20 protein-coding genes are annotated in these 21,329 nt (G+C 52.5%); 11 read left to right on the top strand and 9 right to left on the bottom strand.

Going from position 1 to position 21,329, the window contains the following annotated elements:
- Positions 1-3: 3 nt before the first annotated feature.
- From CSE01S_RS12980 to CSE01S_RS12995, 4 genes are read right to left on the bottom strand one after another with little or no spacing between them, the layout of a single operon-like run.
- Entirely contained in the window at positions 4-1,041 is a 1,038-nt protein-coding gene (locus tag CSE01S_RS12980; protein WP_042289135.1) for a flagellar motor switch protein FliG, read from the bottom strand.
- Complete coding sequence (gene fliF / locus CSE01S_RS12985) at positions 1,013-2,698, bottom strand: flagellar basal-body MS-ring/collar protein FliF (protein WP_042289137.1); 1,686 nt, start codon at positions 2,696-2,698, stop codon at positions 1,013-1,015. Before fliF ends, CSE01S_RS12980 begins: the two co-directional genes overlap by 29 nt.
- Positions 2,699-2,708: 10 nt before the next feature.
- A complete protein-coding gene (gene fliE, locus CSE01S_RS12990; protein WP_042289139.1) occupies positions 2,709-3,077 on the bottom strand; it encodes a flagellar hook-basal body complex protein FliE in 369 nt (122 codons plus the stop codon).
- 19 nt (positions 3,078-3,096) lie between these two features.
- Complete coding sequence (locus CSE01S_RS12995) at positions 3,097-4,131, bottom strand: sigma-54 interaction domain-containing protein (protein WP_120714920.1); 1,035 nt, start codon at positions 4,129-4,131, stop codon at positions 3,097-3,099.
- A 513-nt stretch (positions 4,132-4,644) separates the two neighbouring features.
- Here CSE01S_RS12995 and CSE01S_RS13000 point away from each other — a divergent pair.
- The 7 genes from CSE01S_RS13000 to CSE01S_RS13030 are packed head-to-tail and all read left to right on the top strand — an operon-like array spanning position 4,645 to position 10,943.
- Entirely contained in the window at positions 4,645-5,526 is an 882-nt protein-coding gene (locus CSE01S_RS13000) for a flagellar motor switch protein FliM (RefSeq protein WP_042289143.1), read from the top strand.
- Entirely contained in the window at positions 5,519-5,917 is a 399-nt protein-coding gene (gene fliN, locus CSE01S_RS13005) for a flagellar motor switch protein FliN (protein ID WP_042289145.1), read from the top strand. The genes CSE01S_RS13000 and fliN overlap by 8 nt, the downstream gene beginning before the upstream one ends.
- Complete coding sequence (gene fliP, locus CSE01S_RS13010) at positions 5,914-6,669, top strand: flagellar type III secretion system pore protein FliP (protein ID WP_042289147.1); 756 nt, start codon at positions 5,914-5,916, stop codon at positions 6,667-6,669. Before fliN ends, fliP begins: the two co-directional genes overlap by 4 nt.
- A gap of 2 nt (positions 6,670-6,671) precedes the next feature.
- Positions 6,672-6,944, top strand: a complete 273-nt coding sequence (gene fliQ / locus CSE01S_RS13015) for a flagellar biosynthesis protein FliQ (protein WP_042289150.1) — start codon at positions 6,672-6,674, stop codon at positions 6,942-6,944.
- Positions 6,945-6,950: 6 nt separating this feature from the next.
- Positions 6,951-7,724, top strand: coding sequence for a flagellar biosynthetic protein FliR (fliR, locus tag CSE01S_RS13020; RefSeq protein ID WP_042289153.1), 774 nt, complete (start codon positions 6,951-6,953; stop codon positions 7,722-7,724).
- On the top strand, positions 7,724-8,860 hold the full coding sequence (flhB, locus tag CSE01S_RS13025) for a flagellar biosynthesis protein FlhB (protein ID WP_042289156.1): 1,137 nt from the start codon (positions 7,724-7,726) through the stop codon (positions 8,858-8,860). Before fliR ends, flhB begins: the two co-directional genes overlap by 1 nt.
- Entirely contained in the window at positions 8,847-10,943 is a 2,097-nt protein-coding gene (locus CSE01S_RS13030; protein ID WP_042289157.1) for a flagellar biosynthesis protein FlhA, read from the top strand. Before flhB ends, CSE01S_RS13030 begins: the two co-directional genes overlap by 14 nt.
- 100 nt (positions 10,944-11,043) lie before the next feature.
- On the opposite strand, the gene CSE01S_RS13035 is transcribed toward CSE01S_RS13030, so the two are convergent.
- Positions 11,044-12,033, bottom strand: a complete 990-nt coding sequence (locus tag CSE01S_RS13035) for a lysozyme inhibitor LprI family protein (protein WP_042289159.1) — start codon at positions 12,031-12,033, stop codon at positions 11,044-11,046.
- 168 nt (positions 12,034-12,201) lie between these two features.
- Between CSE01S_RS13035 and CSE01S_RS23105 the strand changes: the two genes are divergently transcribed.
- Both CSE01S_RS23105 and hemP read left to right on the top strand, forming a co-directional pair.
- A complete protein-coding gene (locus CSE01S_RS23105; protein WP_131729050.1) occupies positions 12,202-12,459 on the top strand; it encodes a hypothetical protein in 258 nt (85 codons plus the stop codon).
- A 408-nt stretch (positions 12,460-12,867) separates the two neighbouring features.
- A complete protein-coding gene (gene hemP / locus CSE01S_RS23620; RefSeq protein ID WP_072014999.1) occupies positions 12,868-12,936 on the top strand; it encodes a hemin uptake protein HemP in 69 nt (22 codons plus the stop codon).
- A 273-nt stretch (positions 12,937-13,209) separates the two neighbouring features.
- On the opposite strand, the gene CSE01S_RS13040 is transcribed toward hemP, so the two are convergent.
- Complete coding sequence (locus CSE01S_RS13040) at positions 13,210-15,810, bottom strand: autotransporter outer membrane beta-barrel domain-containing protein (protein WP_042289161.1); 2,601 nt, start codon at positions 15,808-15,810, stop codon at positions 13,210-13,212.
- Positions 15,811-16,284: 474 nt separating this feature from the next.
- Here CSE01S_RS13040 and CSE01S_RS22370 point away from each other — a divergent pair, with 474 nt between their 5' ends.
- Positions 16,285-16,503 (top strand): SymE family type I addiction module toxin, encoded by a 219-nt coding sequence (locus CSE01S_RS22370; protein ID WP_316244975.1) that lies wholly within the window; start codon positions 16,285-16,287, stop codon positions 16,501-16,503.
- Positions 16,504-16,895: 392 nt separating this feature from the next.
- On the opposite strand, the gene CSE01S_RS13045 is transcribed toward CSE01S_RS22370, so the two are convergent.
- Both CSE01S_RS13045 and gss read right to left on the bottom strand, forming a co-directional pair.
- A complete protein-coding gene (locus CSE01S_RS13045; protein ID WP_042289163.1) occupies positions 16,896-17,660 on the bottom strand; it encodes a lipoprotein YafT in 765 nt (254 codons plus the stop codon).
- Between the two features lie 416 nt (positions 17,661-18,076).
- On the bottom strand, positions 18,077-19,936 hold the full coding sequence (gene gss / locus CSE01S_RS13050) for a bifunctional glutathionylspermidine amidase/synthase (protein ID WP_042289165.1): 1,860 nt from the start codon (positions 19,934-19,936) through the stop codon (positions 18,077-18,079).
- A gap of 195 nt (positions 19,937-20,131) precedes the next feature.
- Here gss and yghU point away from each other — a divergent pair, with 195 nt between their 5' ends.
- The gene (gene yghU, locus CSE01S_RS13055) at positions 20,132-20,998 is read left to right on the top strand and encodes a glutathione-dependent disulfide-bond oxidoreductase (RefSeq protein WP_042289168.1); all 867 of its coding nucleotides are present in this window, start codon (positions 20,132-20,134) and stop codon (positions 20,996-20,998) included.
- A 68-nt stretch (positions 20,999-21,066) separates the two neighbouring features.
- Here yghU and hybG read toward each other — a convergent pair whose 3' ends face one another.
- A complete protein-coding gene (hybG, locus tag CSE01S_RS13060) occupies positions 21,067-21,315 on the bottom strand; it encodes a hydrogenase maturation factor HybG (RefSeq protein WP_042289171.1) in 249 nt (82 codons plus the stop codon).
- Positions 21,316-21,329 lie beyond the last annotated feature (14 nt).

Raw genomic sequence — 21,329 nt, forward strand, 5'->3', positions numbered from 1 at the left:
GCCTTACTCCACCGTCTGCTCGGCAAACAGCTGCACCTGGATTTCGCCCTCTTCGGCGAGCTGACGCACCACCTGCATGATCTCTTTGCGCACCTGCTCAATGCGACTGACCGGCACCGGCCCGAGACGCGAAGTGGTATTTTGCAGCAGCGTCACCTGACGCTTAGGCATAACGTTGAAAATCGCCTGGCGCAGAACCGGCTCGGTGCCTTTCAGCGCCACAGCCCAGTCCTCCAGCGGGATTTCATCCAGCAAATACTGCAAGGTCACCTGCGTCTGGCGACTGAGGATATAGAACTCATACATCTCATCTTTCAGATCGTCGACCACCTTCTCGTCGCGCTCGCGCAGCTGATCCAACAGGATCTGCTGGTTGCTCGGAATACGGTTGACAATGTTGGCGGCGTGCTTAATGCCGATCACTTTTGAGCCATGTTCAGAGAGCACCGCCACGCCGCGATCGATTAAGCGGTCGAGTTCGTCGATCACATCGCGGTTAATATCATCGAGGCGTGCGATGCGGTAGATAATCTCATCCTGGCGTTCGCGCGGCAGAACATTCAGCACGCTGGCAGCGATATCCGGCGGCAGGAAGGCGAGGAAAACTGCCTGCAACTGCAGGTGCTCCTGCTCAATCAGCGCCGCCAGCTGCGGAATATCCACCCACTGCAGGCGCGCCATGCGGTAGCGGATCTCATCGCCATAGATGCCGTTAATCACGCTGCGGGCAATTTCGCCACCCAGCGCTTTTTCCAGAATGCTGCGCAGATAGGTGCGCGACGCACCGTTGATCCCGCTCTGCTCGCGGTAATCCGAGAAGAAGTTGTTCATCGCCTGGCGCGCCTGGTTTACCTTTACATCATGTAAACGCGCCATGGTTTCGCTGAGCAGCACCACCTCTTCACGATCCATTTTTCTCATCACCTGAGCGGCGGCCTCTTCACCCACGCTCAACAGGAGGATTGCCGCCTGCTCCAGGCGGCTGCGCCCGGCTGCCCCGTCGCTGCTATGATTATTCCGGTTTACTGTTGCTTCGCTCATTGCTGTTGATCCATTGTTTCAGTACGTCCGCTACACGCTCGGTTTCACTCTGCGCCAGCACCTGGAGATATTCGACTTTCGCTTCCAGACCGGAGCTCTGCGGCGGCAGATGATCGTCATTATGGAAGCCCACTTTCGGCAGGCCATTCGACAGGCCGTCTTCCGCCATCACTCCCTCATGGCTCAGCAGAATGTTCTCTGGTTCTGCTTCTTTCTCGATGGCGACCCGTTCACGGCGGCCAAAGCGCTGCGCCAGCGGACGCACGCCAAACAGCAGGGTTAACAGCGCCAGCAGGCCAATGCCGCCATTCTGCCCCCAGTACTGCATGGACGGGTCCTGCCACCACTTCAGCTCCGGCATGACATTTCCTTCCGGCGCGGTAAAGGCCAGCACGTCCATCGTCAGGACATCGCCGCGCGATTTTTCGATACCGGCGGCGCTCTCCACCAGACGCGTCATAGAGGCCAGCTGTTCCGGAGTCATTTTCGCCAGCGCCGGTGCCGACTTGTTCAGCGCCACGGCGACGCTCATTTTTTCCAGCTTGTAGCCAGGGTGGCGGATATGGCGAATATCGCGGTCAAAGGCGTATTTACGCTGCTGCTGGCTGCGGCTGGAGAGCGAACGCGGGTCGGCGCTGTCGCCGTTCGCCGCGTTCGCGTCAGGCTGTACGCCCGCCGCCTGATTTGCCGCAGCCTGCGGCGCCTGGTTCACCGGGCGATTGCTCAGGGAGCCCGGAATGCCGAACGCCATTTCGTTGGTGGTGTTTTCCTGTGTGACCTGCTCATCGCTGACGAGCGGCTCTTTCCCAAGGCGCTCCTGCGTCTCTTCCACGCGGCTCAGGTTGACGTCCGGCGCAACGCTGATGCGAAAGTTGCCCGCGCCGACCAGAGAGGTCAGCAGGCTGGCGATGTTCTGGCTGGTATCGGCGCGGATGCGCTGCACCACATCGCTGCCCGGCCCCTTACCCGCCAGCGCGCCATCCGGCCCGTCGATGCCGGCCGAGAGCAGATTCCCCGCCTGGTCTACCACGCGGACATTCGTTGGCAACATGCCGGGCACGCTGCCGGAAACCAGTTGAACGATAGAAGCAACCTGCGCATCATCCAGCTTTTTGCCGTAGCGTAGCTGCACCATCACCGAGGCGCTGCTGCCCGGTTTGTTCGCCAGCACGAATGAGCTCGCTTCGCTGATCCCAAGATGCACGCGGGCATTTTCCACCGCTTCCAGCGCCATAATGCTTTTCGCCAGCTCACCCTCCATGCTGCGCTTGTAGCGCACGTTCTGAATAAACTGGCTGCTGCCCAGCATCTCTTCTTTGTCCATCAGCTCATAGCCCTCCGGCGTGAGCGCACTGATGCCCTTCGCCGCCAACGCCATACGCGCCTGAGAGAGTTTGCTTTCGCTGACCAGGATCTGGCCGTTGTCCGGGTTAATACGGTAAGGAATGGTTTCCGCCCCCAACACCTCCACCACCTGAGAGACCGGGAGATGCTCTTGCGAACCATAAAGCGCCACATAGCCCTGATTGCGGTTCCACAGGGAAAGCACGATGCCGAGCGTCAGTACCACGCCACCGACGATAGCCAGCAGTTGCGTTTTATTCAGGCCGGAAGGCAGTGAAACGGCGGGAAGACGAGATTTGATCTTGTTTAACACGATTAAAACCTTAGAGCGGAGTATTCATCACTTCGTCCAGCGCACTGGTGAGCTTATTGCGCACCTGCATCATGGCCGAGAAAGCCACACTGGCCTTTTGACTTTCGATCATTGCACCGGCTAAATCATCGCTCTGACCCATATCAATCGCTTTCTGTTTTGCGCCCGCGCTGTGCTGAATGGCATCAACATTATCGATAGCGTTATTAAGAACCTGACCAAAAGAAAGCGGTTCTCTGGCCGCGAACGCGCTGCTGGCGGGCTGTACCGACGCGTGCGCATCCAGTCCGCTGGCAGAGGCCAGCGCGGCGGTGTGCTGCATCCGGCTCAGTATCTCCGTCTGCGTCGGGTTCATGCCTGTTGCTCGTATTTCATCCATTACTCAATCCTTCCTGGCCTCAGGAGTCACATTCAAGGTCGATGCCTTCATCACGCATCGAAGCGAGGCGATAACGCAGGGCGCGGGGGGTGATGCCTAAAAATTCGGCGGTCTTTGATTTATTGCCTTTATGGCGCTTCAGCAAGTCGATGATGTACTGGTATTCCGCCAGACGGCCATGCAGCTTGACGTCACGGATCGCCGATGCGCCCGCACTCTCCTGCTCGCGGTAAGCGGGCATCATGTCGATGGCCGGGGTTTCCGGCAGCATCACCCGCGCAACCAGACCGAAATCAGCGGCGCTGACCTCTTCGCCATTGCATAAAATCATGCCGCGCTGAATCACGTTTTCCAGCTCTCGCACATTGCCCGGCCAGTCGTAGCCCAGCAACGCCTTACGCGCATCATCGCCAAGGCGTAAGCTCCCCTTGTGAAAAGCGCGGTATTTGGCGATAAAGCGCTGCGCCAGCGGCAGAATGTCCTGCTTACGTTCACGCAGCGGCGTAATATGAATCGGCACCACCGAAATACGGTAAAAGAGATCCTGGCGGAAACGGCCTTCCGCAATTTCCTGCTGCAAATCTTTATTTGTGGAAGCAATTAAACGAATATCCAGCGGAATGCGTTTATGGCTGCCAAGACGTTCGACTTCCTGCTCCTGTAATACGCGCAGTAATTTCGCCTGCAGCGCCAGCGGCATGTCGCCAATTTCATCCAGCAGCAGCGTGCCGCCGTTGGCCTGCTCAAATTTACCCGCCACGCTGGCTACCGCGCCGGTAAATGCGCCTTTTTCATAACCGAATAAAATGGCTTCCAGCATACTTTCCGGAATCGCCGCACAGTTAACCCCCACATAAGGAGCCTCGCTGCCACAGGCGTGTTCATGAATGTATTTCGCAACACACTCTTTACCTGTTCCCGTTTCGCCAGTAATGAGAACTGAAACATTATAGTTTGCAACACGGCGGGCTAACGACATTACGTTAACGCTGGCAGGGGAAACAGCAATAAAGCCGTTTTCATTGCGCTCTTCACGGTCAATGATAATGCTCATCAGGAGTACCAACAGAAAGAACAAATAAAAGATACCCCACTCTACTTTTATTAAACACATCGCCACAGAATATTATCCGTAGCACGCACAACAAGGCGAAAAACGAAATGTTAATAAAAATAAGTAGGATGTTAATCTTTCATAAAAGGGCATAATTTATGAAAGTGAGTGCAGTATACCCACGGACTCAGAATTGTCTTTTTTTTAATGGGTATTAAAATATTAATCATTTAAAAACAATAACTTATAAAAGTTATTAATCAATATAATCGCAGATAAATAATGGATTAATAACCCATTACCTATTGCAAATAAAAGCCTGTAATTGTCTAATCCTCTTCCTGATGAATGGAGTGTAAGTCTGCACCTCGCGAAGTTTCCCCGATGTTGTAGTAGAGCGACACGAGATTGTAAAAACTCAAATGCTTCCACGATTTTTTTGTAGATAGCGCCATTCAGATTAATAACGAGCGTTATTACTCGATTGACCATTACTATTAACCCGGAATAATCATGTACCCTGTCTCACAGCGAATCAGAATCCATAAGCACGATGATTTGCCCGATCTCATCAAACCAGAGATCAGCAAGCTCGGTCGCCCATGGCATAAACTGCCAAAGCTGATGAATGACTGCTTTGACATCCTTGACGCCAGACTGAGCATCTATTTTCTGAAGAAGCTCCGCGTCAATGCGGCGTTAAAGACCATGACGTTCGCGATAGACCAAAACTATAAAAACGCGCAAATATTCTCAACACCCTACGGTAATATTGCGTTTGTCATTGACCGTATTTTACTGCTGAATATTCTTCATGATTATTATGGGTTGAGCAAAGACAGTAATCATGTCGCGCCCGACGACACATTGCCGGTGACCAAAACCGAAGAACGCCTGAAAAGTAAACTGGGCCAGGAATTAACGTCATTAATTATCAGCAAAGAAACCTTCGGGGAAAATCTCGATATTAAAATCGATTATTCCACGGTCATTAGCCAATGGTCATGGTGTATTACCTTTACGCTCGAAGGGTATGACCACGGCAGCTTTACCGTGCTCCTCGACCATCATCATGTCGATCAGATGCTGGCGTCGCTGCGTACACCCGAAGCCAGCCAGAGCAGCGTGCAAAGCGCACCGCTGAGCCCGGCACAAATCGAGCGTCTTTTCGATACGCTGCCGTTGAAGCTGAATGGCCGTCTGGCCAGCCTTAACCTGACGGTCGCGCAGATCGCCGACATCAAACCTGGCGACATCATCCCTATCGCCGTAAATGAACCGTTACCGGTTTTTATCGGTAAAGAACAAATTTTTGAAGCCGCAATTGCAGAAGATCGCAGCAAGTTGTTCCTGTGCGATATCTATGACAAAACAACCGAGAAACACTATGAGTGATTTGCAACACGAACTGAGTCAGTCTCTCGATCTTGACGATCTGAACCTCAGCGATATGCCGCAGGAAGCCACCGTCGAAGGCAATATCCGTCTTGATTTGCAGTCGGAAACGCGCAGCGCGCCGATGACCGACATGCGTAAAATGGCCCTGTTCCGCCGTATTCCGGTCACACTGACGCTGGAAGTCGCCTCCGTCGATATTTCGCTGGCAGAGCTGATGACGGTCAATAGCGATTCCGTCATCGAACTGGACAAAATGGCAGGCGAGCCGCTGGATATCAAGGTTAACGGCATTCTGTTCGGCAAAGCTGAAGTGGTGGTGCTGAACGATAAATATGGGCTGCGCATTATCGAGTTTAACGCCAAAGAGCTTGGTGAGTTGACGCGATGAATCAGTCGTTTTACCGCAGCGGCATCGCCCTGTTGCTGCTCCTGGGTTTGCTGTTTGCCCAGCCCGTACTGGCGGCAAACGGTGATGTCACCCTCTTTAGCACCGCAACGACGCAGACAGGCCAGGATTACAACGTCAAAATTGAGATCCTGATCCTGATGACCCTGCTCGGCCTGCTGCCGATCATGGTGCTGATGATGACCTGTTTCACCCGCTTTATTATCGTCCTGGCGATTTTGCGCCAGGCGCTGGGGCTACAGCAGAGCCCACCCAACAAAATCCTGACCGGTATCGCACTGGCACTGACGCTGCTGGTGATGCGCCCGGTATGGACGACCATCTATACGGACGCCATCACCCCGTTCCAGAACGATGAAATCACGCTGAAGCAGGCGCTGGCAAAGGCGGAAGCCCCGCTGAAAAAATATATGCTGGCGCAAACCAACAATAAGGCGATGGCGCAGATGATGAGCATCGCGGGTATCGAAGGTGATGCCCGCGAACAGGATTTAACGGTGGTAACGCCCGCGTACCTGCTGAGCGAACTGAAAACCGCTTTCCAGATAGGTTTCATGATCTACATCCCCTTCCTGGTTATCGACCTGATCGTCGCCAGTATTCTCATGGCGATGGGGATGATGATGCTGTCGCCGCTGATCGTTTCGCTGCCCTTTAAGCTGATGCTGTTCGTGCTTTGCGACGGCTGGACGCTGATTGTCGGCACGCTGACCTCCAGCGTGCAGGGGTTATAACGATGATGAATATGGATACCGCCGGAGACATCATGGCCTCCGGCATTCATCTGGTGCTGTTGATCTCCGCCGTCGCGATTGTACCCAGCCTGATTGTCGGGCTGTGCGTCAGTATTTTTCAGGCCACCACGCAGATTAACGAACAGACGCTGAGCTTTCTGCCGCGCCTGGTGGTGACGCTGGGGGTGCTGATTTTTGCCGGAAAGTGGATGCTGACGCAGTTGGTGGACTTTACCACGCAGATCTTTCACCAGGCGGCGGGGCTGGTAGGCTAAACCGCAATGGGAATCGATATTCAGGCGCTGCTTACGCCATTAATGGCGCTGGTGCTGCCCTTCATCCGTATTCTGGCGTTTCTTCAGTTCGCCCCCGTGCTGGATAACAAAGCGTTTTCCCGCCGGATTAAAATCGCCACTGCGCTGGCGCTGTCCGTCATTATCACCCCTATGCTGCCAAACAACGTACTGTTGAGCGAACTGCTGTCGATACGCACCATTTTGCTGATTAGCGAGCAGTTACTGTGGGGCATTCTTTTCGCCAGCGCCCTCCAACTGGTGTTTGTCGCCCTGCAAACCGCCGGACATATTCTGTCTATGAATATGGGGCTCGGGATGGCGATGATGAACGACCCGATCAACGGCAACTCCACCACCGTGATTTCACAAATTATCTACGTGTTCTGCGGCCTGCTTTTTTTCGTTATGGATGGCCATCTGCTGATGGTGACGATTTTGTATAAGGGCTTCAGCTACTGGCCCATCGGCCAGGCTATCAACAACCCTACACTGACCCTGATCGCCCAGGGCCTCGGCTGGATCATGGCCTCCGCCACGCTTATCGCTCTACCGACCACTTTTGTGATGCTGATAGTTCAGGGCGGTTTTGGACTGCTGAACCGCGTGTCGCCTACGCTGAACCTGTTTTCGCTCGGCTTCCCGATCAGCATGCTGTTCGGGTTGCTTTGCATTTCAATGCTGGTCACGAATATTCCTGACCACTATCTCAACCTGACCACTGAAATTCTGGCGAAACTCGACGCCATAAGGGTGCACTAATGGCCTCTTCCGGTGGCGATAAAAGCGAAAAACCCACCCTCGGGAAGCTGCGCAAAGCGCGCGAAAAGGGCGATATCCCGCGCTCGAAAGACCTGACGATGGCCGTCGGTCTGGTGGCATCATTTTTCACCCTCGCGGCGTTCCTGCCCTACTACCGCCAGCTGGTCGGGGAGTCGTTTATCGCCGTCGGCCAGATGGGTTCGAAAATCGACGATCCGGGAGCGCTTAATCAGTTTCTGCTGCTGAACGTCTGGATACTGCTGCGTTTTATCGCCACCCTGCTCCCGATTCCGCTGGCGTGCATGGTCGCCAGCCTGATCCCTGGCGGCTGGATTTTTACGCCGATAAAGCTGAAACCCGACATCAAAAAACTGTCGCCCATCAGCGGCGTAAAGCGGCTTTTTTCCGCCAGCCACTATCTGGATGTCGGCAAGATGCTGCTCAAATGCGGCATTATTCTCAGCGTTCTCTACATGATGGTGCACGACTCCATGGACGGGCTGCTGCATCTTCAGCGCCTTTATTTACGCCAGGCGATCATGCAGGGTTTCGATATTTTCCATCACGTTGTCAGCTATTTTGTCGCGGTTATTGTCATCTTTGCTTTGCTTGACGTTCCCCTGAGTAAGTTCATGTTCACCAAAAAGATGCGCATGACCAAACAGGAAGTGAAAGAGGAGCATAAAAACAACGACGGTAACCCGCAGATCAAAGGCCGTATTCGCCAGTTGCAGCGCCAGATGGCGATGGGGCAGATCAGCCGAACCGTCCCGACGGCGGATGTGATTATCACCAACCCGACCCACTACGCGGTGGCGCTGAAATACGATCCACAAAAGGCGGAAGCGCCTTACATCGTCGCCAAAGGCATCGACGACGTGGCGTTGTGGATCCGTGAAGTCGCCGCCAGCCACGACATTGAAGTGGTGGAGTTTCCTCCGCTGGCGCGCGCGGTTTACTACACCACGCGCGTTAACCAGCAAATACCGGCGCAGCTTTTCCGCGCTATCGCCCACGTTCTGACCTATGTGATGCAGCTGAAATCGTGGCGCGCAGGCAACGTTGAGCAAAAACCCCGTCTGAACAGGCAGATAAACATTCCTCAGGAGGTCTTAAAAGCCAATGGCGAACAGTAAATTGCGCAACGCGCTCAGCGTGCTCCGTCAGTGGCACGTTGGCGTGCCTATCTTGCTTCTCTGCGTGCTGGCAATGGTTATTCTGCCGCTGTCGCCGCTGATGCTGGATATCTTCTTCACCTTCAACATCGTACTGGCGGTGATTGTGCTGCTCGTGTCGGTCAATATGCAGCGTCCGCTGGACTTTGCCATTTTCCCGACCCTGTTGCTTATCACCACCCTGATGCGCCTCACCCTCAACGTGGCATCAACGCGCGTGGTGTTACTGCACGGTCATGAAGGGGAAGGCGCGGCCGGTAAGGTGATTGAAGCCTTCGGCCAGGTGGTGATCGGCGGCGATTTCGTGGTCGGCTTCGTGGTATTTATCATCCTGATGATCATCAACTTTGTGGTCGTCACTAAGGGTGCGGAGCGTATTTCTGAAGTCTCCGCGCGCTTCACCCTCGATGCCCTGCCGGGTAAACAAATGGCGATCGACGCCGATCTCAACGCCGGGTTAATCAATCAGCAGCAGGCACGCACCCGCCGCCAGGAAGTGGCGAAAGAGGCCGATTTCTACGGCTCGATGGACGGGGCCTCGAAGTTTGTACGCGGCGACGCCATCGCCGGGATCATGGTACTGATCATCAACGTGATCGGCGGGATCTGCATCGGTATCTTTAAATACGATCTCGACGCCACCCACGCGTTCCGTCAGTACGTTCTGCTGACTATCGGTGACGGCCTGGTGGCGCAGATCCCGTCGCTGCTGCTGGCAACCGCCGCGGCGATTATCGTGACCCGCGTCAGCGAAGGCAACGACGTCAGCGACGAGATTAAAGCCCAGTTGCTCTCGAAGCCGAAAGTACTCTACACCGCCGCGTTCGTGATGTTTATTCTTGCCATCGTGCCGGGCATGCCCCACATCGCCTTCCTGAGCTTCACGGCGCTGCTGTTATTCGCCGCCTGGCGACAGAGCAAAGTGGTGCAGCCCGCACAGCCAGAAAGCGATATGGACGCCATTTCAGAGGCGCTCACGCCGGATGAAACGCCATCGATCACCTGGGAGAATATTCCGTTGGTGGAACCGATTGGCCTCAATCTCGGCTATAAGCTGGTAATGATGGTGGATGAGTCTAAAGGCAGCCCGCTTACCCAGCGTATTCGCGGCGTGCGGCAGGTCATTTCCGAACACTGCGGCGTGCTGCTGCCGGAAATTCGCGTGCGGGAAAACTTCCGCCTTAAGCCCGCGCAATACGCCATTCATATCAACGGGATCCGCACCTCACTGGGCGAAGTCCACGCGGATAAGCTGATGGCGATCCCCGGCGCGGAGCTGTATGGCGAGATAGACGGTGTGCTGGATACCGACCCGGCTTACGGCATGGCGATCGTCTGGATCGACCCGGAGCAAAAATCCAAAGCGCTGAATCTGGGCTATCAGGTGGTGGACTGCGCCAGCGTGGTGGCGACCCACGTTAATAAGGTCGCCCGCGAGCATCTGCCGGAGCTGTTTAACTATGATGATATTACGCATCTTCACGCCCGTTTGGCCCAGCAGGCGCCTAAGCTGGCGGAAGATCTCAACGCGGCGCTGAACTACAGCCAACTGCTGCGGATCTACCGCCAACTTCTGCTGGAGCAGGTGTCGCTGAAGGATATTGTGACGATCGCTTCCACGCTGCTGGAAAGTTCAGCCGTGACCAAAGATCCGGTTCTGCTCACCGCCGACGTGCGCTTTGCCCTGCGCCGCGCGATTGTGCACAGCATTAACGCGGACCGGCCCCAACTGGTGGCCTATACCATCGATAATGAACTGGAGAATATGCTGCTTGGCGCGCTCACCCAGGCGCAGCAGGCGGGAAAAGTGGCGCTGGACAGCTTCCCGGTCGACCCGAATATTCTGACGCAGCTACAAAACACCATGCCGATGGTCTACGAGCAGATGAAAGCGAAAAGCCTGCCGCCGTTGCTGCTGGTGACGCCGCAACTGCGACCGGTGATCGCCCGTTATGGACGCCTCTTCGCCAATGGGCTACATGTGCTTTCTTATAATGAAGTGCCGGATGACACAGATTTGAACGTGGTGGGTACGCTGGGGTAAAGGGCATTTGTGCGTATCGTTTCCCCTCCCTCCTGACCCGCTCTTAAAGAGAGAGTCATCCGTAGGTAATAAAGCCTGATGGCGTTTCGCTTATCCGGCTTTATTTATCCAGAAAACGCAGCTTCCACTCGGCGATAGTCCGGGTCATGGTGCGCGGATCGTTCCCTTTCGTGCTGAAATATTGCAGCTGTAGCTTACCTTTCTCATTCGGATAAACTCTCGCCGCCCAGATGTCGCTTTTCGTGTACATGATGATCGCCGTCTGGTTATTGGCGGCGCCCCGCACCCACATAGAGACCACCGTCGCGCCGATATTGTCGGTATCTTCCTGATACATATAAACATTGGCCGTGTCGACAAACTTTTGGTAGTCGCTTCCTACCAGCGTGCGAAAACGTTCATCCATCTTCGGATCAGAGAAAATCGCCAGCGACAGCAGCGTCGCTTTTGGCCGCGGATCGCTGTCGGCACGCTCATAGCGCCCGTCAATAAACGCACCGCTCGGCATTGAGAGCCCACAGCTCCAGTCCGCATTGCTGAAGACCTGAATCGCGCCGCTCTTGCGCGGAATAAACAGTAACCGGCAGTTATTGGTATCCGCGATACGCTCCACCAGCGCCATACCGTAAAGTTTGCGGGCCTCCGCCGCAAATTCATCCTTGTTCCGTCCTGACCAGACGCGAATGTCCGTTGTGACCGACCACTCCGCGCTGCGGCTAAACTGAATGGTGCCGCCGCTCATATTGGAGACGCTGACGTTCCACCAGCGCCCTTCCCAGTCAAAATCGGGCGCTACGTCCGAAATGGTGCTGATCCCTTCGTAATAAGCGCGTTCAATGCAGGTATCCGTCGTACAGTTTTTCAGCGATGACTCCCACTCCGCGTAACGCTGCTGCACGTCATGGTTACCGCTTTTTACCAGCATTGTACGGTAAATCACGCTCATCGTGCTGTCCAGCCAGTGCAAATTATCGTTGCCGCAAATGGTGTTTTCCAGCGGCGTCGAGGCGCGCAAACAGTTCACCGCAAACGCGCTGCTGGTGAAAAGCGAAAGGGTCAGGAGCAAACAATTAATCAGGCGGCAGGTCATTTTGCGTATTCTTTAACCAAAAAGGTCGCCCATTTTGGCGAAAACAGCGTTTATTTGCAATAAGTCGCATAAGTTAATTCCAGCGATAAATAATAATGCCATCAGCTTAAGCAATCGCCCCCGACGGTCGCTTATACGTCATATGTATTCTTTGTTGGAAGTTATGTTATGAAAATTGATAGCAGTAATTACACTCTTTCGGTGCTCTCTTCTTCACTTCAACAAGACGATTCCCGCCGCAAGCCGCTTGGCATCATTCGCAACAGCGGCCAGCTCAGCCCACAAAGTGGCTACTGGCAGCTCTCCAGCACCGTCGTTTCGGCCGTGGTAAATTTAAAAAAGGGAGAAATGCTTCCCTATTATCAGGGTTCTCCTGTTAAATGGACGTTAATAGAATACGATCTCGGTAAAGAGATAGAGATTTAAATTGCTCTGTTTTTATCTGACATATAGATAACACGTTTTCGTCTCCGCCAATAATCTCCCTGATAAGATGAATCAGTATTAAAACAACACGGTGTTGATACGCATGAAAGAAAACGGACGTAAAGAAGAATGATTACCTGACCAGCCCCTTCCCGGACAAACCGTGGCACCACGGAATATAAAAAATTGATCCAGCCGCCTTTTTTCTAAACAAAATCGCCTGGTGCATTCTCGCTTATCTTGATAATGCTTCTCGCTACCAAGTTGATTATCAGTTCCATAATAAATGCGCCAGGACTGAGCAACACATCAGCCGCTCTGACAACACATCGCGTTTCGTCGCGTCCTTCCCCCGTGAAACATCTGATCAACAGCAAAACGTTATCCGGCGACGAGGGCCCGGTATGAATTGCGTACAATAGCGAACACTATCAACTACGCCAGACGCATTCCGGCAAATTGATACTGACGAAATAAATCATCCCACTTCGCCCGCCACCCAGGTGACACCCATCCAGCACTATTTCATTTTCCTCAGGGAGAATTATTATGCTACGCCTGCAAACTTTCAGACTGAACTCCGGAGTGAAGGTATGCCGGGTTTTCTTGTCCATTAAGTCACCCGTTTTGTGTTGAGACGAGAATATCACCTTTAAACGGGTGGCCAAATTTACTGTGCCACTCCACAACACAGTACCGCATCGAGATACAGCGCCAGGCACTATGCCTGGCGCTGTTTTTCAGGTAGGTTTAGAAATTGACTTTAAGTCCCAGCATGGCGCTGGTATCACTGTAGCCCTTGTCGCCAATCTGTTGTGCAACATTCCCCCACAGATTTACATTGCGGTTGATCTGGCTTTCTACACCGGTTTTCAGCTCAGCAATGTTACGCGCTCCTGCCTGTTTGACATCCACTCCACCCATTGATACGCCAAAATCGCGTGTGTTGTGGATCCAGTTGGCTTCGATGAACGGTTCGAAAATTCGCTGTTTACCCTCATCAAGCTGACTATGACCTTTGATAAACAAACGGGTCCCCAGTCGGGTCTGGATATTTCCATCACCTTCACTTTCAACGCGCGTTCCGTTTTTCTCCGTGAAAGAGTCAGCTTTAACGCCCATCCATGTCAGTTGTGCAACAGACTGAACAAAATAGCTTTCCCGATGATTTTTCTCGCCAAGTTTCCATGTGTAACCAGACTCAACCGATGCAGTGAAGCCCTTCGATTTATAGTCTTCGGAAGCCAGGGAATTGCCGCTTACGGTATTGTCAAACCAGTTATACAGAAGCCAGGTATCAACATACCCCCCCGTCTTCTCGGCGTTATTTTCCAGCCATGTTCCGTAAATACCTGCGCTGTAGCCGTTTACACTCCCTTCGCTGTAGTAATGGCTGAATTTATTATGCGAGTTACTTTTCTGGTTGGCGTATCCGCCCATAATACCGAGGTGATATCTGTCTTTACCGTCACTGCTCCATTGCACAATATCCCCACCTAACTGGAGAACATAACGGTTCGCCTGGGTGTTGATTTGCCCACTGCTGTCTTTGAAACGAGTATGTCCTCCGACGTTTCGTATCCACATACCCGTAACTTTTTCTCTGTTATCTGAAACGGATCCGACATAATGTGGCTCACCTACGCGATCGTGCAGTCTATGCAGGAATAAGGTATTAGACCCCATAATGTTAGCCACATATTCTCCTCCTTCCGGACGAACTATCGGGGAAGGATTCGGTGTTGGCTTCGGAGTCGGGATTGGCTCCGGCGTTGGTTCCGGTGTTGGTTTCGGCGTCGGCTCTGGTGTTGGTTCAGGTGTTGGTTCCGGCAGGCCACTCACCAGATACCAGTTCTCGCCTTTACGGACAACATCATAATCATAAGCGCCGGCAACGATACGACCATATTTTGTGAAGGTGCCGATGGACTGGCCCCCCACATTGACTATTTCAATGCCCTGATTCGTCAGGTCACCCTGGCCGCCAATATTATTTATACTGACCTGAGTGTTACCAGCTTCTACATCGCCATGAACATACAGTTTATCAGTCGGAGAGTCATCACCGCCAAGAACAGTATTAAGCGTCAGAATGCCATTATTACCGGAATAATCCTCGATCACGTGCAGGAATTTAGGTGTAAATGATGAATGCTGGGTGGGGGCAGCATAGGTTAAATTCGCATCATTCAAATCCAGACGGGTAACCACCGAGTCCCCGGTCATATTCCAGATACTGCTGGTTCTGGACATATCCAGATAAATATAGCCATTATCCACGGTATTCAGGGAATTATCAGTATTCAGCTGTTTAGAATCGGCGGTGCCGGTAAATACTGAACCATGGGTCATCCGTAAATCAATCACCCCTAATGTTTCAGCCAACAGGTTACCATTGACGATATAGGTCCCTCTGGACTGCTGCCCGCCAAGCCAGGAAGAACCGATGTAAGATCCAAACCCGGTCGAATGCATGGCGTAACTTCCGGCGCCTTCCACATCGATATTAACGTTACGTGTCAGAAATATTTTTCCGCCTTCATAACTTTCAGTTCGGGCTCTGAGTAAACGTTGTCCCGGTGGTGCATATTTGTTGCCATCCTCCGCTTTCAGGCCCGCCGCCTGCTCACCCCGGGTAAGAACGGAGATGTCACCAACCTGTATCATTCCTGTTTTGTTCGCATACACCCCATGGGCTTCATCGCCGCTGGTTTGTACAGATACATTGTTACCCAGCATGATACGGGCCGTATGGTGATCGGGAATAAATCCCAAACTGTTTAAATAGTATGCAGAGCCGGCATAGATTCCATATCCGGCACCCCGTCTTAAGTTATTTCCTGCGCCTTCTGTGACAACGGAAATATTATCTCCGGCGGTTAATAGATTGTTTTTATTATTGCCCAGAGTAAGTTCAGCGGCGATCCCCATGCCATGGCGTGTATAAATTTCCATGTCGCCAGCGATGGTTACATTGGCGTATTCAAACTCCTGCAATAATATACCGGAGGAATATTCACCATACGTTTTAATATTCAGGTTGCCATCAATTGTCGTCGTGGCTATCCGCCCTATAATACCGTCAGAGTATTTTCCAGTAGTGGTAATGTTTATGTTATCTGGCGTTAAATGATGGACAGTTTGACGGAAGTCTAATCCATAGCCTTTGTCATTTGTTGTAGTATCAATAGTAACGCTTTGATATGAGTTAAGGGTGTTGTCAATATTGGTAAAAAGTCCTTGCTCGCCGCTACAGGTTAGTTGTTTCCCGTCGGTGGAGCTACAGACAGCTTCAGCAGCGAGCGCATTCCCCGAAGATAGCAGGACGATAAAAGAGAGTTTTCTAAGCATGATGCTCTGTTCCGTTTTAAGTTTATGCCTTAATGTCCCTTTGACTTATTGGTAAATAAAATTAATGCAATTAAGATAATTACCACTAATAACCTTAACAATAAGACGCCTATTTATATCAGAAATATCTTACATGAACAAATCATGTGCCTATGAGAAATTACGTTTTTAATCCGTGCTTATAGTGGGCTCTGAAAGAGGTTTGCAAAGTTCATGAGGGTCCACTGGACTGACCCCACCCGGTAGACGATCCTGCCTCTGGTGTCGAGCACGGCCGCACCGTCTGGCCCCGAACGTCCCATTCCAGGTGCTCGCGGATGACCTGCCGCTACCAGCTTCCCGGTTTCAGCCGTCGTTGCTCTGGTTAAACGGTTTCTGCATACCGGTTACTCATAGCGCATTTACTCCCCCATCGGGGGTGAGTATCGCCGTCTTAAAGACGGTTATGTCGGTATTTCCCGCACCAACCGTAAAATCAAAGTCCCCACCGGATATTCGCGCAGCCCCAGCGTGCACCTTAGGGGCGACTGGTTGGCAGAGGCGGGATCTGAGACCGGACGCGGACTGACGGTGAGGATTATGGACGGGTGTATTGTGTTGATGGCGGACGTAACGAGGTTCAGGAATGGCAGGATGAACTTTATCAGGTTAAACAGTCAGTTAAAGGGGTCAAAGACGGGATATTTAGTTTAGTGTACTGAACGGAGATTTTTATTTATTCCTCTACAAAACCATGAATATTTTATTTTTATGAAATGCGTAAGTAACTCTTTCTCTTATTATCTTTTGTTCATTAAAATCGCCAAATAGTGATAAAACAACAACATTGTCAGTGATCGAAGTTTCAAAAAGTGGATGTTCTTTTTCGTTATTATACTCATCAATAACCACTGTGATATTAATAATAATATTATCACTTACCGAGAGGCGCTAAATAATCATATTGCATCTTGCATTTCTAAAAATATATACCTATTCGACATTTTTCCCTCGTGGCTATGGATTCGATTCAGTACGAGAACACTCCGTCCTACTGATAATTTTTCTGATCGTCGCCATAATTCAACGTCTGATGTAGAGTTGATTTACTGATACCGGCTCACCAAATCTTTAACCGCTGTTGCATAGGTTTTTTGTTTAAGCTGAGTAATTTGTTGCTCCGTGGTAGCTGTGCCGCTATTACTCGTCAGCAAGGGAAGAACAGCCTCTTCATAGTTGACTGGCGTCCAGGTGGACCAGCCTCCTGTCGCCACATCCACGAGCGTAAAACGCACCAGGAAACGCAGCGAAGCCGCATCCGTCAGCTTCTCATTTTTATAGTCCGACCACGTCGTCGTTTTGGTTGTGGGATCGTATTTACCGGACTGCAATGTATCCTGATAAACAACGATCGCTTTCTGATGCCCCTTCGCGCCGACGTAACGCAGTGCCTGCATCCAGTTCATATTCTCACTGGCAACCACATCGCCGTTCTCATTTTTATTGCAGGAAATCACTTTTTGCCTGTCCGGAATCCCGGAAAAGGTCGCGACAGTATAATATTTCCCCATTTCTTGCTGCATCGCCGTTTCTGGCGCGCGGCTACCGGACTGTACGAGAATAACAGAGGAATTCAGCGGTACACGAAACTCATCCTCTTCCAGCGCCGCCTGGATATCCTCTTCGGACACCGCCAATGTGGTTTCGTTACCAAAAATATCCTTGTCCGACAGCAGCTGTGCTGAAGCATTTTTATTGACGCCGCTCTCCGCCCGCAGCCCCGTTTTCTTCGCATCGATGGAGGAGCGTGGCGCACAACCCGCCAGCAGGAATGCGACCACACATAAAAATATTGCTGACCGGGTATTCATAGTGCATGCTCCCTCATCTGGATCTGAATTCGTGTATTATTTCCCTGAAAAATCCCAATAATTATATACCTACAAAAGAAGCTGGCAAAAGAGAATTATTTCTGCAGATGAAACATTTATTGCATAAATAATAAATCAAAATTTAAAACGATGATGAATATACCAGCAAGACACGATTAAGAACTATTTCTCCCGTATAGGTTTAAAAAATTGATGAAGAAGTCTCTTTTTAAAAATAGCCTTAACTCTCTCTGATATTCCTGCCCCTGGGGAACGCCTCTTTATCCTGGTTGTTGCAGAATAACGCCGCGCCGGCGGCGGCTTCACGATGTAAAAAGCCCGCCCGAAGGCGGGTTTAGATTTATGTAGCGCTTACCGTATTGAGGCCTGCCGTCACATCGCAGGTCTGTAAGCGTCTATTCTTTCACGACAATCAGCGGTTCGATATCGCTCTCTTTTTTAATGACCAACGACTCGTCGCCGCGCAGGCAGGTGCCGCCGTAGTTGCCGCCAACAGTAAACGTGCAGACCTGAATGTACTTCCCGGCGACGTTTGGCAGACACCACAGTTGCTGATAAATGTTCTTCTGCTCGGCGAATTTCCCGCTGGTTTTATCCAGCAGTTCTTCCTGATGACTGACCAGATCGATATTGCTGCCGCAGCGTCCGGCAATCGGTTTCACCGCATAACCGGTTTGCGCCAGTTCGTCGTTCACTGTGAAATCGGTGTCCAGCAGATAGCGATGATGCGGGAACAGTTGCCACAGAATCGGCAGGATCGCTTTGTTTCCGGGGATCACTGTCCACAGTGGTTCAAACACCAGCACCTCCGGGCGCAGCAGGACGTCTATCAGGCGGACGTCCTGATTGGTATGCCCGGTGCGGATCGGCACAGCGGCGTATTCGGTTTCACTGACTTCGCGAATCTGCTCAATCGCTGTTTCCCAGGCCCACGTTTTCCAGACGCAGTTCACCAGGCGATCGTCACCGTCAATCAGTTGCCCCGCGTCGTCCCAGCGCAACTCATCCAGCCCGCGCAGGATTTTGCTTTCAAACCCGGCCTGGCGCAGCGCCTGCTGCATAAACTGGGCGTGGTAATTTTCCTCAATGTCTTTATCCTGCATGATATGCACGAAAGGCCGCGCATGGCTGTGTTTCCACGCCCCGGCCAGTTCATTGATCAGCCCTTCGGCGGGATTATGGCCCTGTCCCGTATAGCCCTGTTCAGCCCAACGTTCAAGAATCAGCCCCGCCTCGGTATGGCAGGAGGCGGAATCCGCGTTGTACTCGTAAACCTTCAGCCCGCGTTCATCCATGCAAAAATCCATACGACCGGTGATCATATGATGACGGCGACGCTGCCAGGACAAACGTAAACGCGGCCAGAGAATTTTGGGGATATCGAACAGCGCCAGCAGATTGTCATCTTTCAGCACCTTGTCGGTGGCATGAAGATACATCAGATGCAGTTCGTTGGTCGCTTTAATCAGCTCCTGCTCGGCGCTCTCGGTGATGGTGAAATACTGGTACGGATCCTGATTTATCACGTGTCCGTTAGCGGCCACATACGCCTTTTGCAGCGGATCGCGTTCATCCAGCCATTTGCCGTCGAACTGGCCTTTCTCCGCCAGACGCGCGCCGCGGATCTTCAGTGAGTCATTGGCATTCCCCGGCTGCGGCAGGCTGTGCTGCGTGTCGTCAGTCTGGATCATCCACCCCAGAATCGTGGTATCGTCGAAGGTATCTTTCAGCGTGTAATGACCCTTTTCTACCACCATCTCCAGCTCGCGCGTCCACTGCTGGCCGGGAGGGAGCGGCGTGTGGATGACGTTCTGCTCGGCGATACGGATCTTATCCTCCAGCAACTGGGTGATAATCGCCACATGACCGGTCTCGTTAAATTCACCGCCCTTTTGCCAGATTAACAGCGCCCCAGCGACCGGCGCGCGAGGCGAACCGTTAGGAAAGGCCTGCAGCGGCAGGATATTGTCGTTTACCACTTCGCGCAGGAAACGCAGTGAGAAGATCTCCCACGCCATACCGACATCGGTAAACACAACACCATAGTTAAGAAACAAAAAACGGCGGGCGAACTCTACGCACTGCCATTTATGCCCCATATACTCGTTGTCGATGTAGCTGCGAAACGCGGCGTCGTCGGCATAGTCCCGTGGGTCAAGGGAGCTGTAATCTGAAGAATAGATGGCTACACCACCGGGGGCATAGCCCAATAATGTCCCAAAGGGGGCATCCTGACTGCTCGTTCCTGTGCTCATCCAACTTACCTCAATCTGTACAGCCTGAGCGGCATCTGCTTGCCTGCCCAACAACATTCATCATCATACACCTCCGCGCAGCGGCCAGACGCCCGAAGGCAAAAAATAGCAGGGCGTAAATGTGCCAATCTGTTAAATGCCTCAATGGCGACCTGCTACACTGCTTCAACACAACCCATCAGAAGGCAGGTCAACATGTCAGATAACACTTATCAGCCCGCAAACGTCTGGACGTGGGATAAATCCGGCGGCGGCGCATTCGCCAACATCAACCGTCCGATCTCCGGCCCAACCCATGACAAGACGTTGCCCGTCGGTAAACACCCGTTGCAGCTCTACTCGCTGGGCACGCCGAACGGTCAGAAAGTGACGATCATGCTGGAAGAACTGCTCGCACTGGGCGTCACCGGCGCAGAGTATGACGCCTGGTTGATCCGCATCGGCGAAGGCGATCAGTTCTCCAGCGGCTTTGTTGAGGTCAACCCTAACTCGAAGATCCCGGCCCTGCGCGATCATTCGCAAAATCCGCCGGTGCGCGTGTTTGAGTCGGGATCGATCCTGCTGTATCTGGCGGAAAAATTTGGCTATTTCCTGCCGCAGGATCTGGCAAAACGCACGGAAACCCTGAACTGGCTGTTCTGGCTACAGGGCGCAGCACCGTTTCTTGGCGGCGGCTTCGGCCATTTTTATCACTATGCGCCGGTGAAGATCGAATACGCCATTAACCGTTTCACCATGGAAGCGAAACGTCTGCTGGACGTGCTGGATAAACAGTTAGCGAATCACCCCTATGTCGCGGGCGACGACTATACGATTGCCGATATGGCAATCTGGCCATGGTTCGGCAATGTGGTGCTCGGCAACGTGTACGACGCCGCGGAATTTCTCGACGCAGGCAGCTACAAGAACGTGCAGCGCTGGGCGAAAGAGATTGCCGCACGTCCGGCGGTGAAACGGGGAAGAATAGTGAACAAGACCAACGGTCCGCTGAACGAACAGCTGCATGAGCGGCACGACGCCAGCGACGTTGAAAACAAGACGGAAGATAAGCGACAGGGGTAAGTTCCTGGCCGGATGACGGCGCGCAGTGCGCCTTATCCGGCCAGGAAGGTCGCGAAATGAAAGCGGTATTACGCGCTGGTCACGTCGTAATCCATACGGCGCAGCGCGTCTAATGTAGCGTTGGCCTCATGCTCATCAATTATGCTCATCGCAAAGCCAACGTGAACCAGCACCCACTGCCCAACCAGTTCCGCAGGGTTGCCTTCGCAGATCAGGGCGATATTGACATCGCGCTTGATACCACACACTTCCACCTGCGCCAGTTGATGAATATCTTCACCCACCGCCAGAACCTGACCCGGAACGCCAATACACATAATTAACCACCCAG

This window comes from Citrobacter sedlakii NBRC 105722 (genome assembly GCF_000759835.1).
Lineage (GTDB): Bacteria > Pseudomonadota > Gammaproteobacteria > Enterobacterales > Enterobacteriaceae > Citrobacter_A > Citrobacter_A sedlakii.

What these genes read in the sequence shown, in the direction of transcription:
- CSE01S_RS13035 (WP_042289159.1), bottom strand. Translation starts at nt 12,033, where the DNA reads ATGACCTGCCGCCTGATTAATTGTTTGCTCCTGACCCTTTCGCTTTTC.
- fliR (WP_042289153.1), top strand. Translation starts at nt 6,951, where the DNA reads ATGGGAATCGATATTCAGGCGCTGCTTACGCCATTAATGGCGCTGGTG.
- CSE01S_RS12995 (WP_120714920.1), bottom strand. Translation starts at nt 4,131, where the DNA reads ATGAGCATTATCATTGACCGTGAAGAGCGCAATGAAAACGGCTTTATT.
- hybG (WP_042289171.1), bottom strand. Translation starts at nt 21,315, where the DNA reads ATGTGTATTGGCGTTCCGGGTCAGGTTCTGGCGGTGGGTGAAGATATT.
- CSE01S_RS23105 (WP_131729050.1), top strand. Translation starts at nt 12,202, where the DNA reads ATGAAAATTGATAGCAGTAATTACACTCTTTCGGTGCTCTCTTCTTCA.
- CSE01S_RS13045 (WP_042289163.1), bottom strand. Translation starts at nt 17,660, where the DNA reads ATGAATACCCGGTCAGCAATATTTTTATGTGTGGTCGCATTCCTGCTG.
- CSE01S_RS13040 (WP_042289161.1), bottom strand. Translation starts at nt 15,810, where the DNA reads ATGCTTAGAAAACTCTCTTTTATCGTCCTGCTATCTTCGGGGAATGCG.
- yghU (WP_042289168.1), top strand. Translation starts at nt 20,132, where the DNA reads ATGTCAGATAACACTTATCAGCCCGCAAACGTCTGGACGTGGGATAAA.
- fliP (WP_042289147.1), top strand. Translation starts at nt 5,914, where the DNA reads ATGAATCAGTCGTTTTACCGCAGCGGCATCGCCCTGTTGCTGCTCCTG.
- gss (WP_042289165.1), bottom strand. Translation starts at nt 19,936, where the DNA reads ATGAGCACAGGAACGAGCAGTCAGGATGCCCCCTTTGGGACATTATTG.
- fliN (WP_042289145.1), top strand. Translation starts at nt 5,519, where the DNA reads ATGAGTGATTTGCAACACGAACTGAGTCAGTCTCTCGATCTTGACGAT.
- CSE01S_RS13000 (WP_042289143.1), top strand. Translation starts at nt 4,645, where the DNA reads ATGTACCCTGTCTCACAGCGAATCAGAATCCATAAGCACGATGATTTG.
- CSE01S_RS13030 (WP_042289157.1), top strand. Translation starts at nt 8,847, where the DNA reads ATGGCGAACAGTAAATTGCGCAACGCGCTCAGCGTGCTCCGTCAGTGG.
- fliE (WP_042289139.1), bottom strand. Translation starts at nt 3,077, where the DNA reads ATGGATGAAATACGAGCAACAGGCATGAACCCGACGCAGACGGAGATA.
- flhB (WP_042289156.1), top strand. Translation starts at nt 7,724, where the DNA reads ATGGCCTCTTCCGGTGGCGATAAAAGCGAAAAACCCACCCTCGGGAAG.
- fliQ (WP_042289150.1), top strand. Translation starts at nt 6,672, where the DNA reads ATGATGAATATGGATACCGCCGGAGACATCATGGCCTCCGGCATTCAT.
- CSE01S_RS12980 (WP_042289135.1), bottom strand. Translation starts at nt 1,041, where the DNA reads ATGAGCGAAGCAACAGTAAACCGGAATAATCATAGCAGCGACGGGGCA.